We start from the raw sequence: 19,652 nt of genomic DNA, 5'->3' as shown, positions 1-19,652 counted from the left end.
ACCTTCCCGAGCAGTCCCCGGCACAGGGTGAGCCCGATCGCCGCGATCCTTTGCCTGCTGCACCTCTGCCCCGCCGCCACATCCACCTCCGAACCAGCCCTGGTGCCCGTGGGCGCCATGTGGCGATATCGCCTGAATCAGATCGGCACCCCGCCACCTCCCCCTGAATGGATTCAGCCCGATTTCGACGACTCCGAATGGGCCGAGGGCCGCGCCGGTTTTGGCACCAACCTCGGAGACGAAGTCACCGTGCTGGCCGGAACCAACATGGTTTCGGCCTGCTTTCGCACCCGGTTCAACCTCGACGACCCTTCCACCCTTCGATGGCTGCTGCTCCGCATCGATTTCCACAGCGGCTACGTCGCATGGATCAACGGCCGTGAAGTCGCCCGCCGCGGACCCTTAACCGACCCGCCCGCATGGGACGAAACCGTGCCCTTCCGGCCCCGACCCGCCACGGAAGAGGTGGACCTCAGCCCCTTCCGCGATGTCCTCCGCGCCGGTACCAACATCCTGGCGGTCCAAATCCACGGCTACCTCCGACCCGCCCCCGCCCTGGCCTTCAATGCCGAACTCCGCGCCCATTTCAGCCGCGGCCCATACATCCAACAGGTCGGCCGCCATTCGGCCCACATCCTCTGGCGCACCATCGTCCCCACCACCGCCCGCGTCGAATACGGTATCCGGCCCGATCCCGATCAGACCTTGGAAACCACCCAGCTCACCCGACAACACCACGTCATCCTCTCCAACCTCCCGCCGGCCACCGAGATCTATTATCGCATCCGCATCCGTAATGAAGACGGCGAAGCCGTCTCCCCCACCGCCAGCTTCCGCACCGCCCCCGAAACCGGGCCCGTGCGCTTTGCCGTCCTCGGTGATTCCGGTTCGGGCACCCTCCCCCAACTCCAGGTCGCCTCCTGCCTCGCCACCGCCCAGGTCGACCTCGTCCTCCACACCGGCGACCTCCTTTACCCCGCCCTCACCCACGCACTGGCCGACCTCCGTCTCATGAGCGTCTACGAAACCCTGATGCGCCGTGTACCCTGGTACCCCACCCCGGGCAACCACGACCTCTACGGACCCGACCTCCTGCAACCCTACTTCGACACTTTCGCCCTGCCCACCAACTCCGCCACCGGCACCTCGCACTTCTATTCCTTCGACTTCGGCCACGTGCACTTCGTCTCCCTCTTCATCCCCACGCTCGCCCCGTTCCGCAACCAACAACCCTACCAGATCGGACCCGACAGCCCGCAACTCCAGTGGCTCGCCGATGACCTGGCCCGCACCGACCGACCCTGGCGCATCGTCTTTTTCCACTCCCCCATCGTTCATTCCGGCGGGCACCGTTACGATGACTACAATTACAACGGCATCCAGGACCGGCTCGAACTCCAGGCCTGGTTGCTGCCCATCCTGACCCGCCACGGCGTGCAGGCCGTTTTCAGCGGCCACGATCACAGCTACGAACGGCTGGCCCCCATCCGGGGCCTCCACGCGTTCGTCTCCGGTGGTGGCGGCTACATGCTCTACGGTTTGACCGAACGCGATCCGCTCAGCCAGGTCTTCCAGGCCCGGTTCCACCACCTCGAATGCGAGGTCAACGCCGAGACCCTGCTCGTCAGGGCCCGTGACCGTTTCGGAATCGTCTTCGACACCGTGACCATCCCGCGCGTCTCCCCGCCCACCCTCTTCTGGTTGCCCGGCCCCTCGGCCCCACTCCGGCTCGCTTGGAACAGTGCACCCGGCGAAAATTACCAGATTCAGGCCGCCCCCACCCCAACCGGCCCGTGGCAGTCCCTCCAGACCATCCGGGCGGACGATTACGAAACCGCCTGGCCCGTCCCTCTCAACAGCCCGGAACAAGCCGGGTTCTACCGATTACTGTGGATGCGTTGAATTCACCCTGACCCGGGCGAAAAATTCCGGCCGGCAGAAGGCTCCTTCACCAGCCCCAGCAGCAGAAGCTCACCGGGAAAACCCAAATAGAGAACCACGCCCGGGCCCGGCCCTGGAACACGAACCTTGGAACGAAGTCGGACGGATCAGCCCGAGGCGGAAGCGGGCTTTGGCGGCAACTCGCGGATTCGCAGATTCCGGAACTCAACCCGCATGTCCACCCCGGCGTGAATCTGCAGGCCAATCGGAGCCGGGTCCTTGTAACGCTCGTCCGTGTACTCCACCACCTTCTGATCATTCACCCACACGGTGAACCGGGTGCCTTCAGCCCGCAGCCGAAACTTGTTCCACTGCCCCGGCTTCAAAACCTTCTCGATCTCCCTGGCCTGGCCCGACTCGGGATATCGCTCGCGCCCGCCGGTGTAGAACGAACCGGTCATGTCCTTCTTCAACGTCCGCGACACGCCGATCTGCAGCTGCAACTCCGGCTTGCGCAACATCACGCCACTGTCGATCTCCCCGTCCCACCGCGCCTCAAACTCCAAGTCAAAATCCCCGTACTCCTTCTCCGTCCACAACATGCTGCCCTGCAGGGCCGGATCATTCTGCCCCACCAGCACACCGTCCACCACCCGCCAAAATGGATTCGGTTCCGGTACCTTCCAACCGCTCAAATCCCGCCCGTTGAACAAGGGTTGCCACTCCTGCGCGTGCACACCCCACCACAACGTCACCACGGCCAGCGCCACAGCCCGGAACCCCCATCTCCATCGGGGCCGGCCCAAGCCCGCTGTCCGTGTGCCTGCCTGACGGAAACCCATCCCGCGAGCGGCCCCTGCCAAAACCGTTGCCGACGAATTCTCCCACGGGGCCAATCCCCCAGCCAGGCCCGTGAGGTTCCCGTGGTTCGGACGTTTCATCCCGTTCACGGACGCGCATTGTGTCGGAACCTCACCCCGCCGGCAAGTACCACCACACCACACACCGAACCCGTCCACTCCAACAAAATGGTCGGAGCGACAGGATTTGAACCTGCGACAGCCAGCTCCCAAAGCTGGTGCTCTACCAAGCTGAGCTACGCTCCGACCCCGACTCCATAGTGACACGCACCCGCCGGCCCGGCAACGTTGAATTGAGCCCGTACCCGGGGTCCATGCGGGCAGGACCCTTCCCCGCACCCGGCACCGCGCATCAGCCCGGCGCACGCGCCCCCGCCCCTGCAGTGCTCACCCGGGTTTGAAAGGCCCTGAACCGGGCTCCCCTTCCCGAACCGGCGCCGGCGGTGCCGCCCCCACCAGCAGTCTCAACCGCGAACGAACCGCGGACCGCAAACCCCGTTTTGCGCATTGCACCCGGGGCGTCTCTCCCTACCCTGACCCCGTGATGACGATGCCTTGCCGTGCTCACCGCACCCAACCTTACCGGTGCCCGTCCGGAAGCATCCGCGGGCTCTGGTGGGGCGTGCTCTGCTGCCTGCTCTGGATCCGGGTCCAAGCCCAGCAGGTCCCGGTCGTCGAGGTCACCCTCACCAACGGAATGCGGCTGCTCATGGTGCAACGACATGATGAACCATCCATCGCCGGGGGGTGGGTCGCCCACGTGGGCAGCGCCAACGAACGACCGGGCATGACCGGGATCAGCCACCTCTTCGAACACATGATGTTCAAGGGGACCCGCACCATCGGCACGCGCGACCCGGAACGAGACCTGCAGATCATCCAGGAACAGGAACGCATCCGTGAAGAAATCCGAAGGGAGGAAGCCAAACTCCGCGCCGCATGGCGCCGCGGCGAAATTGACGACTGGCGAAAACCGGAGAACCGAACACCGCGCCTGCGCCAACTGGAAGCGGAATTCCAAAAACTGGTCGAGGAACAGCGCCGGCTGCTGGTCAAAAACGAATTCGACCGCATCTACACCGCCGCCGGCGCCTCCGGCATGAACGCCTTCACCACCGAAGACCTCACCGCCTACTTCATCACCGTGCCCGCCAACAAACTGGAACTCTGGATGTGGATGGAGTCCGAACGGCTCCTCCGGCCCGTCTTCCGCGAGTTCTATGCCGAACGCGATGTCGTGTTCGAGGAACGGCGGTTGCGGACCGAGTCCACACCGCTGGGCCGGTTCGAGGAAACTTTCAATGCGCTGTTCTGGCAGTCGCATCCCTACCTCTGGCCGGTCGTGGGTTGGCCCTCGGACATCCCGGCCATCACCAAGGCACAGGCCGACGAGTTCTACGCCACCTACTACACCCCCGAAAACATCACCCTGGTGCTGGTGGGCGATTTCACCACCAACCAGGCCGTGCCCCTGGCCCAGCAGTACTTCGGCCGCATCCCACCCGGAAACCGCCCGCCGCCGGACGTCGTCACCGAAGAGATCCCGCCCGTGGCCGAACGCCGCATGTACGCCGAAGCCGAGGCCAATCCCCAGGTCCATATCGCCTGGCTCACCGTCCCGTTCGCACACAAGGATTCCTATCCCCTGGACCTGCTGGCCGAGCTGCTCTCACACCGCACCGGCCGGCTCTACAAGGGCCTCGTGCTGGGACGGCAAATCGCCACCCAGGTCACTGCCAGCCAGAACTCCCGAAAATGGGCCGGCAACTTCCTCATCACCGCGGAAGCCCGTGAACCCCACGCACCCGAAGAGGTGGAACAGGCCATCTACGAGGAACTCCAGCGCATCAAAGATGAACCGGTCCCGCCGGAAGAACTGCAGAAGGTCAAAAACAACTTCGCCGCCAACCAATACCGCCGGCTCACCTCCAACTTCGCCATCCTCGTCCAACTGCTGATCTACGATGGCCTGGGCGATTGGCGCGAAATCAATGCCGCAGGTCCCAAATACCAGGCCGTTACCGCCGAAGACATCCAACGGGTCGCACGCACCTACTTTACCAGGGAGGCGCGGACCGTGGCCATCTACACGCGCAAACCCACCGGCGCCGCCAACACCACCTCGCAACCCACACCCGCTGCCCAACCATGAAACCTGATCGCCGCCGTCCCTCCCACCCGCAGGAGGTTCCCATGCCCCGCTCAACGCCCCCACACCCGCCCGGCAAACCTCCAGCCGGCCCCACCCGGTCCGCCCGCTGGATGCGAGTCTGGCAGGGGCTGTGGCTGACGGTCGTGCCCAACCTTTGCCTGGCAGCCGCCGGTGACATCCCGGATCGACCCGAACAACTTCAGTTCCCCCCGCTCCAATATGAGCCACCGGACCCGGCCGCCCACCGGGTGGTGCTGCGCTCGGGGCCCGTCGCCTACGTGATCCCGGACCGCGAACTGCCACTCGTCAACCTCGTGGTCCTGGTCCGCGCCGGCGCCTACCTCGACCCACCCGGCCAGGAGGGGTTGGCAGACCTGACCGGTTACCTGCTGGCCCGGGGCGGCACCCGCTCGTGGGCAGCCGATGATTTGGAGGAACGCCTGGCCTTCCTGGCCGCACTCTTGAATTCCTCCCTGGGCGACACCCAGGGTGCCGTGAGCCTGAACTGGCTCTCCAAGGACATGGACGAGGGATTGCAACTGCTCCGCGAGGTCCTGGCCCACCCCCGCTTCCAGGAGGACAAACTCGCCCTGCGCAAGCAGCAACTGCTCCAGGCCATGAAACAACGCAACGATCACCCGGCCTCCATCGAGGCACGCGAGATCGGTTTCCTGGCCCATGGCGATGCGTTCTGGGCCAACCGCCTGCCCACCGCCGCCTCGCTCGATCGCATCCGACGCGAAGACCTCATCCGCTTCCATCGCCAATGGTTTCATCCATCCAACTTCGTCGTGGCGGCCAGCGGCGACTTCGATCGCGACGCCTTCATTGGCAAACTGGAGGCGCTCTTTGCCGACTGGCCCTTCACCGGACCGCCCGCCCCGCCCGTGCCCACCAACACCACCTTCGCCCCACCGGGAACCTACATCGTCCCCAAGGACATCAACCAGGGCCGCGTCTCCCTGCTCCTGCCGGGCGTGACCCGCGATCACCCGGATTTCTTCCCGCTCATGATCATGAACGATGTCCTCGGCGGCGGCGGGTTCACCTCCCGAATCGTCAACCGGGTGCGGTCCGATGAGGGCCTGGCCTACGCGGCAGGCTCCTCCCTGCCCGGCGGCGTCCACTACCCCCAGCCCTTCCGCGCCGCCTTCCAGACCAAATCGCGCACCGTCCCGTACGCCATCTCCATCGTGCTGGACGAACTCAAACGCATCCAAACCGAACCGATCTCGAACGATGAACTCCACACCTCCCAACGTGCCTTCATCGACAGCTTCCCGCGCCGCTTCGCCACCAAAGCTCAAACCGCCCAGCTGTTCGCCCAGGACGAACTGACCGGCCGCTACGCCCGGGAACCCGACTACTGGAAACGGTTCCGCGACCGCATCGCCGCCGTCACCCGCGACGACGTCCTCCGCGTGGCACGTCAGCACCTGCCCCTCAACCGCCTCGTCATCCTGATCGTCGGGAACAAGGACGAAATCCTGCTCGGCCATCCCGATCACCCGGTCAGCTTGTTTGATCTCTCGCCCGGCCCGGTCATCGAATGGCCGCTGCGGGATCCCCTCACGCTCCAGCCGCTGGGCGAGCCCAAACCCATCACCCCGGGCCGCAACTGACCCCTCCAAACTCCACCCCCGGGTCACCCCCGTCCCGGTTCCAAGGGCCGGGCCGTGAACCCGCGACCCTCGAAAACCGCCGTCCCTACAACTGCACCGGCCGCGGCAGACGCCACCCCGACACCGACAACTCCACCGGCTCCTTGTGCCAGATGCCCGGGATCCGTTGCCCGCACTTCGGACATGCCCCCTCGGACGTCACCTCGTACCGTTCCACCACGTAACCCGTCCGCGCCACCACCGTGTGTCCGCAGCCCGGACACCGCGTGTCCTCCCACGGCCCCACCCGGCCCGGCAGATTCCCCGCATACACAAAGTGCAGCCCCTCCGCCGCACCGATCTCCGCCGCACGAATCAGGTCCGCCGCCGTCGTCGCCCGCGGCCCCGTCATCTGATAGTCCGGATGAAACGCCGTCACATGCCACGGAATGTCCGGACTCACCGACACCAAAAACCGCGCAATGTCCCGCAACTCCTCCGTACTGTCGTTCCAGCCCGGCACCACCAGCGTCACCACTTCCAGCCACAAACCCCGTGCGTGCACGGCACGAATCGTGTCGAGCACATGCGCCAGGGTGCCGCCCAGCGACCGGTACCGCCGGTCGTCAAACGTCTTCAAATCCACCTTGTAACACCGGATCCACGGCTGCAGGTAATCCAGCGCCTCCGGTGTGGCATTGCCGTTGGAAACAAATCCACACAGCAGGTCCCGCTCACGCGCCTTCCGAAACACCGCCACGGCCCACTCCGCCGTAATCAACGGCTCGTTATAGCTGGAGATCACCGACCGCGCCCCGGTCCGCACCGCCGCCGACACCAGCTGTTCCGGTGTCACCGGCTGGATCGGGGCGCCGGCCGCCGGATCGCGCAACGCCTGGCTCGTAATCCAGTTCTGACAATACGAACAGTGAAAGTCGCACCCGAGCATCCCGAACGTCAGCGCGTCCGTCCCCGGCAACACATGGAAAAACGGCTTCTTCTCAATCGGATCACTCGCCACCCCCGCCACATAACCAAACGGTACCCGCAACTCACCGTCCCGATGGAAACGCACCTTGCAGATCCCGCGCCGACCCGGCGGGAGCAAACAACGGTGCCCGCACGCCACACAACGAATCCTGCCCCCCTCCTCGGCCCGCCAGAGTTCACCCCGAACCGTGTACCGGTCCAGCAAATCGGCCAGGGTCTCATCCGCCACTCCGGCCGGCCGGCGCGATTCTTCTTCCTTGAGCGTCTCCGCTTCGCGGGTTGCCTTCATACGCCCTGCCCGATCAGAACGTAGGCCCCTTCCGCCATGCCGGCAAGGGGAACGCCGTGGCCGGGGACCTCGCGCCGGACCCGCCCCTACCAGACGCCCGTCCTCAAATACTCATCAATCGCCCGGGCCGCGCGCCGACCGGCTCCCATCGCCAGGATTACCGTCGCCCCGCCCGTCACAATGTCGCCCCCGGCAAACACACCCCGTTTCGAGGTCTTCAGCGTCACGGGATCCGCCTTGATGTAACCCTCGGGCGTGGTCTCCAGGTCGGGTGTGGTGGATTGAACCAGCGGGTTCCCCCGATTGCCCACCGCGATCACTGCCATCCTGGCCGGAATTACGAATTCCGAACCCGGCACCGGCACGGGCCGACGCCGGCCCGATGCATCCGGCTCACCCAGTGCCATCCGAACGCAACGCAACCCTTCAAGCCATCCCCGCCCGTCATCCAGAAACTCCACCGGACTGGTCAGGAACTGGAACCGAACCCCCTCCTCCCGGGCATGCTTGACCTCCTCAAGCCGCGCCGGCATCTCGGCCTCGGAACGTCGGTACACGATCGTGGCCGTGGCCGCGCCCAACCGCAGCGCCGTGCGCACGGCATCCATCGCGGTGTTGCCGCCGCCGATCACCACCACGTCCCTGCCCCGACAGTCAAACACCGGCTCGTCGTAATCGTCCCGATACGCCTTCATCAAATTGACCCGCGTCAGAAACTCATTGGCCGAGTACACCCCGCAAAGGTGTTCCCCCGGTATGTTCAGGAAAACCGGCAGACCGGCCCCCGTGGCCACAAACACCGCATCGAACCCCTCCTCGCCCAACAACTCGTCCAGCGTGACCGTCTTGCCCACCACCACGTTGGTCCGGAACTCCACGCCCATCCGCTTCAGATTCTCCACCTCCTGTCGCACGATCTCCTTGGGCAGCCGAAACTCCGGAATCCCGTAAACCAGGACCCCGCCGATCTCGTGCAGCGCCTCCAGCACCACCACCTCGTGCCCCAGTCGCACCAGATCGCCCGCCGCACTCAGCCCGGCCGGACCGCTGCCCACGATCGCCACCCGCTTGCCCGTGGGCGGCGCCGGCGCCGGCAGCGCCGGCCCCCCATGCGCCCGCTCGTAATCTGCCACAAACCGCTCCAGGTAACCGATGCCGACCGGTTCGCCCCGCCTGCCCAAAATGCAGCTGCCCTCACACTGATGCTCCTGGGGACATACCCGACCCGTAATGGCCGGCAACACGTTGTCCTCGCGAATCTTCGCCGCCGCACCCAGATAGTCACCCTCCAAAACCAGCTGGATGAACTCCCGGACCTTCACCCCCACCGGACAACCCTGCGTACAGCGCGGACTTGCGCATTCCAGACACCGCAGCGCCTCGCGCCGCGCCAGGGCCTCGTCCAGCCCCAGGTTCACCTCCGCAAAGTTCTGTCGCCGTTCCTCGGGCTCCTGCTCCGGCATCTTCTGCCGGGGCAGTTTCATCCTTTCCCGGGGCGGAAGGGGATTGCTCATGGACGGGATCCCTCGCTTTCCAATGCCCTGGCCAGAGCAAGCATGCGGCATTCGTGTCCGGCCGCGGGCGGTTCCGTCCTTGCAGCCCGCTCAAACTCCGCCAGCGCCCGCTGCTCAAACTCGCGGTACATGGAGTTGCGTGTGGCCAGCAACCGGAAATTCACCAGGTGCGCATCAAATTCGGGCCCGTCCACACAGGCAAACTTGTTCTCCTGACCCACCTGCACACGGCACCCCCCGCACATGCCCGTGCCGTCCACCATGATGGGATTGACACTGACCACCGTCTTGATCCCGTAAGGCCGCGTCAACTCCGCCACCGCCGCCATCATCGGAATCGGTCCGATGGCTAGGACATAATCCACCCGCCGACCCGACTCGAGCATTTGCCGCAACGCATCCGTCACCAACCCGCGCTGACCCTGTGAACCATCATCGGTCGTCACGTACAGCTCATCGCTGATCCGACGCATCTCGTCTTCCAGGATCACGTACTGGCGGCTCCGCGCCCCCAGGATGACCACCACGTAATTGCCCGCCTCCTTCAAGGCCCGGGCCGTGGGATGGGCGATGGCCGTGCCCACCCCGCCCCCGATCACCACTGCCGTCCCGTACCGGGCAATCTCGGACGGTTTCCCCAACGGCCCCACCACGTCCAACACAAAGTCGCCCGCCTCTTTCCGGTTCAGCAGCCGGGTCGTCTTCCCCACGCCCTGAACAATAATTGTGATGGTCCCCGCCCGCGCATCCGCATCCGCAATGGTCAGCGGAATCCGTTCCCCCGCCTCATACACCCGGACAATCACGAACTGCCCCGGCTTTTGCCGGCGCGCAATCGCCGGCGCCTCAATCCGGAACAACTTGATCTCCGGCCCCAGGAACCTTGCCTCAACAATTCGAAACATGGTGTCGTCCCCGGTGGACCCGGAGGGCGCCCCGCATCCACCCGGTGCGCCCCGCGGTCTCACCAACCCGCTCCACGCTTAGGGTGTCCGCGGCCCGGCCGCAACTTCAATTCGCTCATGCGCACTTTTACCATTCCTTGCCAGTCTCGCCCCAACTCCCCGCATGATCCCACACCTACCACCGCCCTCCAACCGACGCGACGCCACTCCATGCCCTGATGCTCCGGCCCGGCGCGAGCTGGAATCGCGAAAAGCATGCCCCCGTTCTTGCAGCCTCGGATCCGCAACCAACCCAATCCCCGGCCCCTCCACTCATACCTCCCAACACCTGCATTGCAGCTCTATTTGTGCCCAATGGTTCACGGTCACAGCCGCTGTTCCCAGGTCTTCCAACCCCACGCCATCTGCCAACGGGAAAGCAAACCCAACCGCATCAACCAGCCGCCCAGCCGGGAACCGAAACACATCCAAAGCCATGTCCAACGGGCATTTCTTCATTGACCGCCCCCGACGTTCTCGCCTAGGGATGGAGCGGGTCAACTGCGAACCGGATCAACCACATCCATGAGCCAACGAATCCGATTCACACTGCCGCAGGCGGAGATCCCTGCTGCCTGGTACAATCTTCTGGCCGATCTGCCCGAGCCCCTGCCGCCGCCCCTTCACCCGGCCACACGCCAGCCGGTCACACCCGACATGCTGACGGCCATCTTCCCGGAAAACCTGGTTCAGCAGGAAATCAGTTCCGAGCGCTGGATCGAGATTCCCGAGCCGGTCCGTGAGATCTACGCCCTCTGGCGTCCCACCCCCCTGCTCCGGGCCGTCCGGCTCGAAAAGGCCCTGCAAACCCCGGCCCACATCTATTACAAGTACGAGGGGGTCAGCCCCGCCGGCAGCCACAAACCCAACACCGCCGTCGCCCAGGCCTTCTACAACCGCCAGGCCGGCACCCGCCGGCTGGCCACCGAAACCGGGGCCGGTCAATGGGGTTCCTCCCTCGCCTTCGCCTGCCGATTGTTCGGCCTCGAATGCGTCGTCTACATGGTCAAGGTTAGTTTTCAACAAAAACCCTACCGGAAACTGCTCATGCAAACCTGGGGCGCCACCGTGCACGCCAGTCCCAGTGACCAGACCGAGTACGGACGACGCGTGCTCCGGGAGGACCCCAACTGCCCCGGCAGCCTCGGCATCGCCATCAGTGAGGCCATCGAGGACACCGTCAAACATCCCGGTACCAAATACTCCCTCGGCAGCGTCCTCAATCACGTCTGCCTCCACCAAACCGTCATCGGACAGGAAGCCCTCAAACAGATGGAAATGGCCGGGGAGGAACCCGACGTGGTCATCGCCTGCGTCGGCGGCGGCAGCAATTTTGCCGGACTCGCCTTCCCCTTCGTCCACCGCAAACTCACGGAAAAGAAACAGACCCGCATCGTGGCGGTCGAACCCACCGCCTGCGCCTCCCTCACCAAGGGGGAACTGCGCTACGATTTTGGCGACACCGCCGAAATGACCCCCCTGCTGATGATGTACACCCTCGGACACAAATTCATCCCGCCCAAAATCCACGCCGGCGGCCTGCGCTACCACGGCATGGCACCGCTGGTAAGCCACCTCAAAAAGCTCAACCTCATCGAGGCGGTCGCCTATCCCCAAACCCGCGTGTTCGAGGCCGCGGTCCTCTTCGCCCGCACCGAGGGAATCGTCCCGGCCCCGGAACCCTCCCACGCCATCGCAGCCGCCGTGGACGAGGCCATCCGCGCCCGCGAGGAAGGTAAACCTCGCGTCATCCTCTTCAACCTTTGCGGACACGGCCTGCTCGACCTGTCCGCCTACGACCAGTACCTCAGCGGTCAGATGAAAGACACCGATAACGGCAACTCCCAGACCGAGTCATGAAACGTACGCACCTCCTCCCCGGCATCCTCGGACTCACCCTGGCAACCTGCGCGGTCCTCACCGCCCAACCCTCGGCCCATTACCCGCCCGGCATCGAGGGGATCAAGGCCGCCACCCTGCCACCACCCGGCGTGTACGTCAGGAACTACAACTTCTTCTATTACTCCAGCCGGCTCAACGACGCCGGAGGCGACGAAATCAAGGCCGCGGATCCCAACGTCTTCATCTACGCCAATGCACCCCGCCTGCTCTGGATCACCGACTGGCAAATCCTCGGCGGCCATCTGGGGTTCGACAGCCTCGTCCTCCTCAAATACAGTGACATCCGGATCAACACGCCCAATGGCAGGTTCGACGACAGCACCTTCGGTCTGGGCGACCTCTTTGCCGAAGCCACCCTCTCGTGGCATCTACCCCAGGCCGATTTCGGCATCGGCTACGGGCCCTGGGCGCCCATCGGCGATTCATCCGCCACCGACCCCACCGCCCCGGGCGCCGGTTACTGGACCCACATGTTCACCGCCGGCATGACCTGGTACATGGACCCGGACCGGCGCTGGGCCCTCTCGGCACTCTGCCGCTACGAAATCAACCACGATCACCGGGACATGGATTACCGCCCGGGCCAGGTCTTCACCGTCGATTACGGCCTCAGTTACGCAGTCACTCGCGCCATTGACGTCGGCGTGGCCGGATACTTCCAGCGGCGCGTCACCGGCAACCGCGGCGCCGACGCACCCACCCACGCCCATGACAAGGTCGCGGGCATCGGACCGGAGGTCGTGCTGTTCTGCTCCAAACTCGGACTCTTCACCTCGCTCCGCTACCAGTACGAGTTCCTGGCCGAGTCCCGCCTCCAGGGTCATACCGGGGTTGTCACCCTCACGCGCCGGTTCTGAACCACGGCGTCGTTTCCGACCGGAGGCCACACCCGGTCCGGTGTCGGACGGCCCCGCCTCCTTTGACAGCACGCCCGTTCACGGCTAAGAAGTAACCTCCCGCTTCCACTCTCGTGAGCGGAGCCGGGGAAGGAAACCGGTGCTGTGCGGCAAGCGCCCGAGACCCGGTGCGTGAGACCGGAGCCGGACAGCCCTTTTGAACCTGAATACGCAAAATCAAAACGAACGATGAACACCGACACTCTTTTGCAAGCACTGCGTTGGCGGTACGCCACCAAGGTTTTCGATCCCAACCGCAAGATCCCGGCCCCTGTTTGGGCGGCCCTCGAGGAAGCCCTGGTCCTTTCGGCCTCATCCTTTGGCCTGCAACCCTATCGGTTCCTCGTGGTGGACGATCCCTCTCTGCGCCAACAGCTCATGCCCCACGCTTGGAACCAACGGCAGGTCGTGGATGCCTCGCACTTCATCGTTTTCGCCGCCCGCACCACCATCACCGAGGCGGACATCGACAGGTGGATCGCCCGCATCGCCGAGGTCCGAAACGTGCCCCGCGAATCACTCAACGGCTACCGGTCCATGATGACCGGCATGCTGTTGGATCCGTCCTTTGCACCGCAAGCGGTCCACTGGGCCGCCAAACAGGCCTACCTCGCCCTGGGCAATCTCCTCACCTGCGCCGCGTTGCTGGGCGTGGACGCCTGTCCGATCGAAGGGTTCGTCCCCGCCGAGTTCGACCGCATCCTGCACCTGCCCGAGCAGGGTTACACCTCGGTGGTCTGTTGTGCCCTGGGCTACCGCTCGGCCGATGACAAATACGCCACCCTCCCAAAGGTACGCCTGCCCGGGTCGGAGTTGATCCAACACATCTGATCCGGCCTCGCAAAAAAGCGCAGGCGGGCATCCCGCCCGCCTGCCACATCCACCGGCGCCGCACGGCCCCCGACGGTGGATCCACGCCCGCCATCAGGGCCCCGGCGGCACGAAGCTTCCCGCCGAGGACACGAATTGCGGCCGCCGGTAGCCCGGATCACCACGGGTGTCCCGGCGCACCCGGTCGTCACACCCGGCCGGGGCCGGGCCCGACCCGACGCCGCCCCGGCACAGTTCGCTTGCACGTCAACCCGCACCCTCTACCCTGCCCGTATGCTAACCACAGCGGATTTGTTCGACCTGACGCAAACCGAGCACAAGGCGCTTTTTGAGAACCTGCAGTATCCCTGGGAAGCCCTGCAGCGGCTGGCCTCATACATCGAAGCCAACGTCCGACCCGAGCTGAAAAACCGCTGCGACGGCGTGGCCTATATCGGCGACAAGGTCTACATCGGCGAGGGGACCGTGGTCGAGGATGGCGCCATGATCAAGGGACCGGCCATTATCGGCCGCAACTGCCGAATCCGCCACAACGCCTACATCCGCGAGCACGTCATCGTGGGCGACAACTGCGTGGTGGGCAACGCCTGCGAAATCAAACACAGCATCCTCTTCAACGGCGCCCAGGTGCCGCACTTCAACTACGTTGGCGATTCCATTCTCGGGCATCGCGCCCACCTCGGTGCCGGAGTCATCCTCTCGAATTTCCGCTCCCTCCCCGGCAACATCACGGTCGAATGGAACGGCCGGCGCGTGGACACCGGCCTGCGCAAACTCGGCGCCCTGCTGGGGGATTTCTGCGAAATCGGCTGCCAGGCGGTGTTGAATCCCGGCAGCATCATTGGGCGCCGGGCCGTGGTCTACCCTAGCGTGAACTGGCGCGGTTACCTCCCCGCCGATCGCATTGCCAAGAACCGGGCATCCATCGAAGTGGTGGAGCGGAAACCCGAACCGGGCACGCCCTGAACCCCGCCGATCTCCACCCCGCCCCGCGGGCCGCTCCGGCGGCGCCGGACCCCCACCAACGCCCGTCACCCGCCGGCACTGCCGGCGGTTTCCGTTCCCCCCGCCACTGCGGAGTCGGGCCCCGGACCCCCCTGCCCATCATCCCAAAGCACCTCAAAGATCGCCACGGGCTCCCGAAACCCGCGGAGGAGCACCGGCTCCAGCGCCCGACAGCGCCGGGCCAGTTCCGGGGCGAATCGGACCAGGTGCGCGTGGGTGGCCTGCGTAATCAGGATCCGGCTCCGACCCGACACGTTCTCCAATCGGCTCGCCAGGTTCACGTCCCGGCCAAATACGGTGTAATTCAGCAAATGCCGGTCCGACCCCATCAGCCCGACGGTCACATGCCCGGTGTGGATGCCGGTGCCCAGGTACAGCACCGGTTGCAGCGGCAGTGGTGGCAGGCCCTCCGCCAGCCGTTGCTCGTTTTCCTTTTCACGCAGCCGATTCAAAGCCAGCCGGCGCTCGTTCAACGCCCGAACCGCGCGTTGCGCCTCAATGGCCGCACGCACACACGCCGCCGCATGGTCCGGTCGCGAGGTCGGCGCACCCCAGAACGCCATCACGCAATCGCCGATGTACTTGTCCAACGTCCCGTCGTGGCGTTTGATCACCTCGGCCACGCAGGCCAGATACTCGTTCACCGTGCTCAGGGTCGCACGGGCATATTCATCGTGACATGCCTCGGCCCGGGCACCGGACCACCCGTGACGCTGCACCAGCCTTTCGGCCTCTTCATGGACGCGATCGGTCAATTCCGTGAACCCCCGAATGTCGGCGAAAAAAATCGTCACCTCACGACGCTGGCCCCCCAACGACAACGACGGCGCCTGCAACAGTTCCTGAACCACGTTGGGTGACACAATCCGGCTGAACACGGCCCGGATCCGGCGCTTCTCGCGCTGCTCAAACAACACCTGCCACGCCATCAACACCGCATGGGTCAACCCCAGGCCACCCACCAGCGGGACCACCATCGGAAGCCACAGACGGTGCTGGTCATACGCCCACAGTGCGGTCGCCGCATACGCCACTCCAACCCCTCCGAGTCCTGCAAACACCCAGGGCGGCCGCAGGCCCAGCGTCAAAAGCGCCGCCGCCCCGGCCAGAAAAGTCAAACAAGCCAGGTCGAGCCACGGACCCGACCGGCGCACAAAGCGGCCCGTGAGAATCGAGTTCGCCACGTTCCAATGCTTGCTCAATAAAAACGTCTCCCGCGCCAGCGGTGTGGCACCCAAATCCGTCAAATCGTTGCCGGTCGCCGTGGACCCCACCACCACCAGCCGCCCCTTCCACACCGACGAATCCTCCACCGGCCGGCCCGATTCCCGCTCCAAATCCTGCGCCAGCAGCTCCACAAAATTCCGTGCCACCAGGGCCGGATGATTGGGTTGGATCGTCCAGTCCACATGGAAAAACCCCTCACGATCCACCGGTATCACCCGTTCCACGCCCGGCCCGCGCAGCACAATCCGTCCCCGATCCAGATCCACCTCGGCATGGTCCAGATCCAAACCCAACGCCTGCGCCGCCAGCACAATTCCCATGTGCCAAATCCGCCGCTCCTCAAACGGCCTGGCACGCTCCGGCCAGCCCGGTGGCAACGTGTCCCCCACCAAATCCCGCAACGCAAAACACCCTTCCGCATCCAACTCAATCGGCGGCAGCTCGGTCCCGTCCGGCATGGTCAGCACAATGCGACGCGCCTCCACACGGGCCCGCTGCAGGTCCACACCAAACTCGTCCGCCGCCTTTAAGAACAACGGGTGCCATACACGGTACACCGTAAAAGCCCGCACGCGCCGCAACACGCCATCCAGATCCTTGTGAGCTGAGATGTCCGCCACCGCCACCGCGTTCGTGGCCAACAACGGATACGGCAGCACACCCCGATCCGCCGCCAAAATCCCAATCCCCGTCCGATGCAGTTGCCACGCAAAAAAAACGTCCGAATCCACAAGCGCCCACGTGCGCCCACCCTCCTGAAACGTTGAGGGCCGCAACGCCGGGGGTAGCCCGGCCCAAAAATCCGAATCCGCACCAACCTCCCCGGCCGGAAGCCGCACCGGTGCATGATCCTCCCGTGCCTCGGCGAACAAAATGTCAAACGCCACGGCACGTGCCCCCTGCGCATGCAGTTCCCTCAAAACACGCCCGTACACGTGCCGCGGCCAGTACAGTCCGTACCGGATCCGGGGGTCGAGCGCACCCGTCTTCAACAGACGGATGCTCTCGTCATTGATGTCGACGAAACCCAAGTTCGTCGAGGCCACCGGCCCGCGCCCCGCCGCCCAGCGTACCCGCCAGTCGTAGGTAATCGCCTCCACCCGCTCCACCGGCCCCCAGGAAAACACCATGGGCAGCGCGGCCACCGCAACCGTCAGCGCGGTGAGCGTCGCCGGCAACCAATATTTCCTCGGCACCTTCACGGGACTCAAAGCGCGAAGGCCAGGGCAACAGATTTGTCGCCCTGGCCCTCGGTGGAGAGGCTCAATTACTCAGCCACGCAAATCATCATTCGCCGCCACCACTGCCGCCGCTCGAGGGGGGACGCGTACCGGTGGTGGGGGAGACATAAATCGTGGTTTGATCCTGGGTGTAAATGGTCGGAGGCGCCATTTCGCCGGTGCCGACCGTCTGCATGGCGGCCGCCATCTCCTGGGTCAGGGTGTCAGGCAACGGCGTCAGCTGACCCGTGCGCACGTCGTACTGGTAACCGGCGCTGATGACCTGGGTGATCACCCGACCGTCCTGGCCCACCACGGAAAGGACCACCGTGCCCACCAGCACGCTCACCACGCCCTGAGCGTTGATGTGATACACCGTTCCGCGAATCCCGGCCACGCCGTTGGGAATCTTTACCTCGTAGCGGGAAGCGGCGCTCATGCGTTTGACCTTCCCGAAGATCGCGCCCGCCCGAAGGTCGAGCATGGTCTCGCGAACTTCGTCAATCCCGGTGGCGGTGGAGGTCAACCGATCAATCGCCAGCGTGGTGTCCGAGTACAGCCGGACCGTGTCCGGCCCGGTGATCGGCTGGAAAATCACTTCCGCCGGAGGCAACACGGTGAAATTCTCCGTGACCTGCGGGGCCAGACGAATGGTGTCTTCCGGGCCCAGGACCAGGTCCACCATCGAATTGGCCGCCGTCTGAATCACCGTGCCCGCTGGCAGGCTCTGGCCCACTCGCAAAGCCTTCCAGGTCGTGCCATCCGTCGTGTAACGCGCAGCACCCTGAATGCGCGTGACCTTGGCGGTGAGATTCTTGGTCTCGGCCAGAGCGCCGGAGCAGAAGGCCAAAACCGTTGCCGTTGCAAGGAAACCTTTCAACCACGTGGCTGTCGTTTTCATAAGCTCTCCAAGACAGTGCTGCTGGTCCTCTGTCGATCGCCGCCAGTTTAGGCTTAAGGGCCCGGATGTCAACAGGATATTTCAGATCCGCACCCCAAAAAATTTCGATCCCTGCCCGCCCGTTGTCCGGCTACCGACCGGCACTCCCGAAAGACGCCCCAATACGCCCGCCGTGAACCCTCAAACCGCCGCACCCCGGTCGAATGAACCCGGTTCAGGCGCGGTCTCCGCCGCTTCGAGTGAAATAGTTCCGCTGGCGTTCGGTAATGGGCCGGCCCAGGCGTTCCAACACCTTGAGCATGTCCTCCCACACCTTCCGTTTCTCCGTCGGGGATTGGTTCCGCAACAAGTAGGCAGGATGATAGGTCGGCATGACCGGAATCCCCTCCCACTCCTGCCATTGCCCTCGCAATCGGGTAATGCCCACGCCGACCTTGCCCAACAACCCTTCCACCGCTGTCGCCCCCAGAGCCACAATCACCTTGGGCTGAATCAATTGCAGCTGTTCCCGCAAATACGGAAAACAGGTCGCCATCTCCGTGGGCGTCGGTTTCCGGTTCCCGCTGGTCTGACCTGGCGTGTCGGGCCGACACTTCAAAATGTTGGCGATGTAGACCTGGTCCCGACTGAAGCCCATCGCCTGAATGATCTTCGTCAACAACTGACCGGCCGGCCCGACAAACGGTTCGCCCTGCTCATCTTCTTCCACCCCGGGCGCCTCCCCCACAAACACCAGCTCCGCCTCCGGTGTCCCCACCCCAAAAACCACATTCTTCCGGCTGGCAACCAGATGAGGACAGCGCGTGCACTGCAGAACTCGACGCCGCAACTCCTCGAAAGCCGCCAACCGTGCCTCCCGATCCAACCCCAACCGCCGCGCCTCCCCGAACAATCCGGGCAACACACCAACACCACCAGTGACCTGCCCGGTCGGCACCACATCGGATCCCTTCAGTTTCCCGCCCGACTGCGCTCCCAATGCTTCGGACGCAGGCGGCTTTGCCGCCGGTCCGGAGCTCGACACCGCCATGGCCGAAACCTTGCCGCCCCGACCCCCGGCTGACCCCAACACCGTGGGATGCGTCAACCCCTCCAAAACCGCCAGGCCCTGCGCGGATAAAGCCACAAACCGGAGCCCCAGGGCGCGCCGATACTCCAGCTCGCCAATCAACGCCTCCAACAATGGCCGCCATTCACTCCCCATAGACCTTCCCCATGGTAGGACAAGCCGTCCGCAACGCACGCGCAATCCCACCCCAACCCCACAAACCTCCCCCCGTCAAACCGCCAGCCCGGATCCCACTGAGCCCCTAATCCCGGCCCCTGCATCAGGACCGACCACGCCCCGGACTGCTGGCTGATGCCGGCTCGGCCCGGATCCACCAAGCCCAGCCCAGTGAAAGCCGCCGGGAACGCGCCGCGGGCCGAAAGCGATCTTT

General features: G+C 64.9%; 14 protein-coding genes and 1 tRNA gene. 7 read left to right on the top strand and 8 right to left on the bottom strand.

The genetic code is table 11. The features are described 5' to 3' along the window. Positions 1–27 precede the first annotated feature (27 nt). On the top strand, positions 28–1,902 hold the full coding sequence (locus G4L39_RS00245) for a metallophosphoesterase (RefSeq protein ID WP_165105027.1): 1,875 nt from the start codon (positions 28–30) through the stop codon (positions 1,900–1,902). Between the two features lie 146 nt (positions 1,903–2,048). Here the strand turns inward: G4L39_RS00245 and G4L39_RS00240 are convergent, their stop codons facing one another. Continuing rightward, positions 2,049–2,651, bottom strand: coding sequence for a 3-keto-alpha-glucoside-1,2-lyase-like domain-containing protein (locus tag G4L39_RS00240; RefSeq protein WP_165105026.1), 603 nt, complete (start codon positions 2,649–2,651; stop codon positions 2,049–2,051). 259 nt (positions 2,652–2,910) lie between these two features. Continuing rightward, positions 2,911–2,987: transfer RNA gene (locus G4L39_RS00235), tRNA-Pro, on the bottom strand. A gap of 298 nt (positions 2,988–3,285) precedes the next feature. On the opposite strand from G4L39_RS00235, the gene G4L39_RS00230 reads away from it, so the two are divergent. Then, positions 3,286–4,893 (top strand): M16 family metallopeptidase, encoded by a 1,608-nt coding sequence (locus G4L39_RS00230; RefSeq protein ID WP_165105024.1) that lies wholly within the window; start codon positions 3,286–3,288, stop codon positions 4,891–4,893. Beyond that, on the top strand, positions 4,890–6,515 hold the full coding sequence (locus tag G4L39_RS00225) for a M16 family metallopeptidase (RefSeq protein WP_165105022.1): 1,626 nt from the start codon (positions 4,890–4,892) through the stop codon (positions 6,513–6,515). The genes G4L39_RS00230 and G4L39_RS00225 overlap by 4 nt, the downstream gene beginning before the upstream one ends. Positions 6,516–6,600: 85 nt before the next feature. Here G4L39_RS00225 and amrS read toward each other — a convergent pair whose 3' ends face one another. From amrS to G4L39_RS00210, 3 genes are all read right to left on the bottom strand, one after another. Continuing rightward, positions 6,601–7,773, bottom strand: a complete 1,173-nt coding sequence (gene amrS, locus G4L39_RS00220; RefSeq protein WP_165105020.1) for an AmmeMemoRadiSam system radical SAM enzyme — start codon at positions 7,771–7,773, stop codon at positions 6,601–6,603. 86 nt (positions 7,774–7,859) lie between these two features. After that, the gene (gltA, locus tag G4L39_RS00215; RefSeq protein WP_240893695.1) at positions 7,860–9,287 is read right to left on the bottom strand and encodes an NADPH-dependent glutamate synthase; all 1,428 of its coding nucleotides are present in this window, start codon (positions 9,285–9,287) and stop codon (positions 7,860–7,862) included. Beyond that, entirely contained in the window at positions 9,284–10,192 is a 909-nt protein-coding gene (locus G4L39_RS00210; RefSeq protein ID WP_165105019.1) for a sulfide/dihydroorotate dehydrogenase-like FAD/NAD-binding protein, read from the bottom strand. Before G4L39_RS00210 ends, gltA begins: the two co-directional genes overlap by 4 nt. Positions 10,193–10,756: 564 nt before the next feature. Here G4L39_RS00210 and G4L39_RS00205 point away from each other — a divergent pair. The 4 genes from G4L39_RS00205 to G4L39_RS00190 all read left to right on the top strand — a co-directional run bounded on the left by G4L39_RS00205 (position 10,757) and on the right by G4L39_RS00190 (position 14,826). Beyond that, entirely contained in the window at positions 10,757–12,091 is a 1,335-nt protein-coding gene (locus tag G4L39_RS00205; RefSeq protein WP_165105018.1) for a TrpB-like pyridoxal phosphate-dependent enzyme, read from the top strand. Beyond that, positions 12,088–12,990 (top strand): SphA family protein, encoded by a 903-nt coding sequence (locus G4L39_RS00200; RefSeq protein WP_165105016.1) that lies wholly within the window; start codon positions 12,088–12,090, stop codon positions 12,988–12,990. The genes G4L39_RS00205 and G4L39_RS00200 overlap by 4 nt, the downstream gene beginning before the upstream one ends. A 228-nt stretch (positions 12,991–13,218) precedes the next feature. Further along, the gene (locus G4L39_RS00195; RefSeq protein ID WP_165105015.1) at positions 13,219–13,860 is read left to right on the top strand and encodes an NAD(P)H-dependent oxidoreductase; all 642 of its coding nucleotides are present in this window, start codon (positions 13,219–13,221) and stop codon (positions 13,858–13,860) included. A 273-nt stretch (positions 13,861–14,133) separates the two neighbouring features. Beyond that, a complete protein-coding gene (locus G4L39_RS00190) occupies positions 14,134–14,826 on the top strand; it encodes an acyltransferase (protein WP_165105013.1) in 693 nt (230 codons plus the stop codon). Between the two features lie 65 nt (positions 14,827–14,891). On the opposite strand, the gene G4L39_RS00185 is transcribed toward G4L39_RS00190, so the two are convergent. From G4L39_RS00185 to G4L39_RS15265, 3 genes are all read right to left on the bottom strand, one after another. Continuing rightward, positions 14,892–17,294: a CHASE2 domain-containing protein gene (locus G4L39_RS00185; RefSeq protein WP_165105012.1), complete on the bottom strand. Its 2,403-nt coding sequence runs from the start codon at positions 17,292–17,294 to the stop codon at positions 14,892–14,894. Positions 17,295–17,379: 85 nt separating this feature from the next. Further along, positions 17,380–18,213 carry a FecR domain-containing protein gene (locus G4L39_RS00180; protein ID WP_165105010.1) on the bottom strand — a complete coding sequence of 278 codons (834 nt, stop codon included), beginning with the start codon at positions 18,211–18,213 and terminating at the stop codon, positions 17,380–17,382. A 214-nt stretch (positions 18,214–18,427) separates the two neighbouring features. Then, a complete protein-coding gene (locus G4L39_RS15265) occupies positions 18,428–19,417 on the bottom strand; it encodes a uracil-DNA glycosylase (RefSeq protein ID WP_165105009.1) in 990 nt (329 codons plus the stop codon). Positions 19,418–19,652: the final 235 nt, after the last annotated feature.

This window comes from Limisphaera ngatamarikiensis (assembly GCF_011044775.1).
GTDB lineage: Bacteria > Verrucomicrobiota > Verrucomicrobiia > Limisphaerales > Limisphaeraceae > Limisphaera > Limisphaera ngatamarikiensis.
This window is presented reverse-complemented; position numbering and strand designations above follow the sequence as displayed.

Excerpts from the sequence above, each read along its gene's own strand:
- G4L39_RS00195 (WP_165105015.1), top strand. The coding sequence starts at position 13,219 with ATGAACACCGACACTCTTTTGCAAGCACTGCGTTGGCGGTACGCCACC.
- G4L39_RS15265 (WP_165105009.1), bottom strand. The coding sequence starts at position 19,417 with ATGGGGAGTGAATGGCGGCCATTGTTGGAGGCGTTGATTGGCGAGCTG.
- G4L39_RS00200 (WP_165105016.1), top strand. The coding sequence starts at position 12,088 with ATGAAACGTACGCACCTCCTCCCCGGCATCCTCGGACTCACCCTGGCA.
- G4L39_RS00180 (WP_165105010.1), bottom strand. The coding sequence starts at position 18,213 with ATGAAAACGACAGCCACGTGGTTGAAAGGTTTCCTTGCAACGGCAACG.
- gltA (WP_240893695.1), bottom strand. The coding sequence starts at position 9,287 with ATGAGCAATCCCCTTCCGCCCCGGGAAAGGATGAAACTGCCCCGGCAG.
- G4L39_RS00205 (WP_165105018.1), top strand. The coding sequence starts at position 10,757 with ATGAGCCAACGAATCCGATTCACACTGCCGCAGGCGGAGATCCCTGCT.
- G4L39_RS00190 (WP_165105013.1), top strand. The coding sequence starts at position 14,134 with ATGCTAACCACAGCGGATTTGTTCGACCTGACGCAAACCGAGCACAAG.
- G4L39_RS00225 (WP_165105022.1), top strand. The coding sequence starts at position 4,890 with ATGAAACCTGATCGCCGCCGTCCCTCCCACCCGCAGGAGGTTCCCATG.
- G4L39_RS00230 (WP_165105024.1), top strand. The coding sequence starts at position 3,286 with ATGACGATGCCTTGCCGTGCTCACCGCACCCAACCTTACCGGTGCCCG.
- amrS (WP_165105020.1), bottom strand. The coding sequence starts at position 7,773 with ATGAAGGCAACCCGCGAAGCGGAGACGCTCAAGGAAGAAGAATCGCGC.
- G4L39_RS00210 (WP_165105019.1), bottom strand. The coding sequence starts at position 10,192 with ATGTTTCGAATTGTTGAGGCAAGGTTCCTGGGGCCGGAGATCAAGTTG.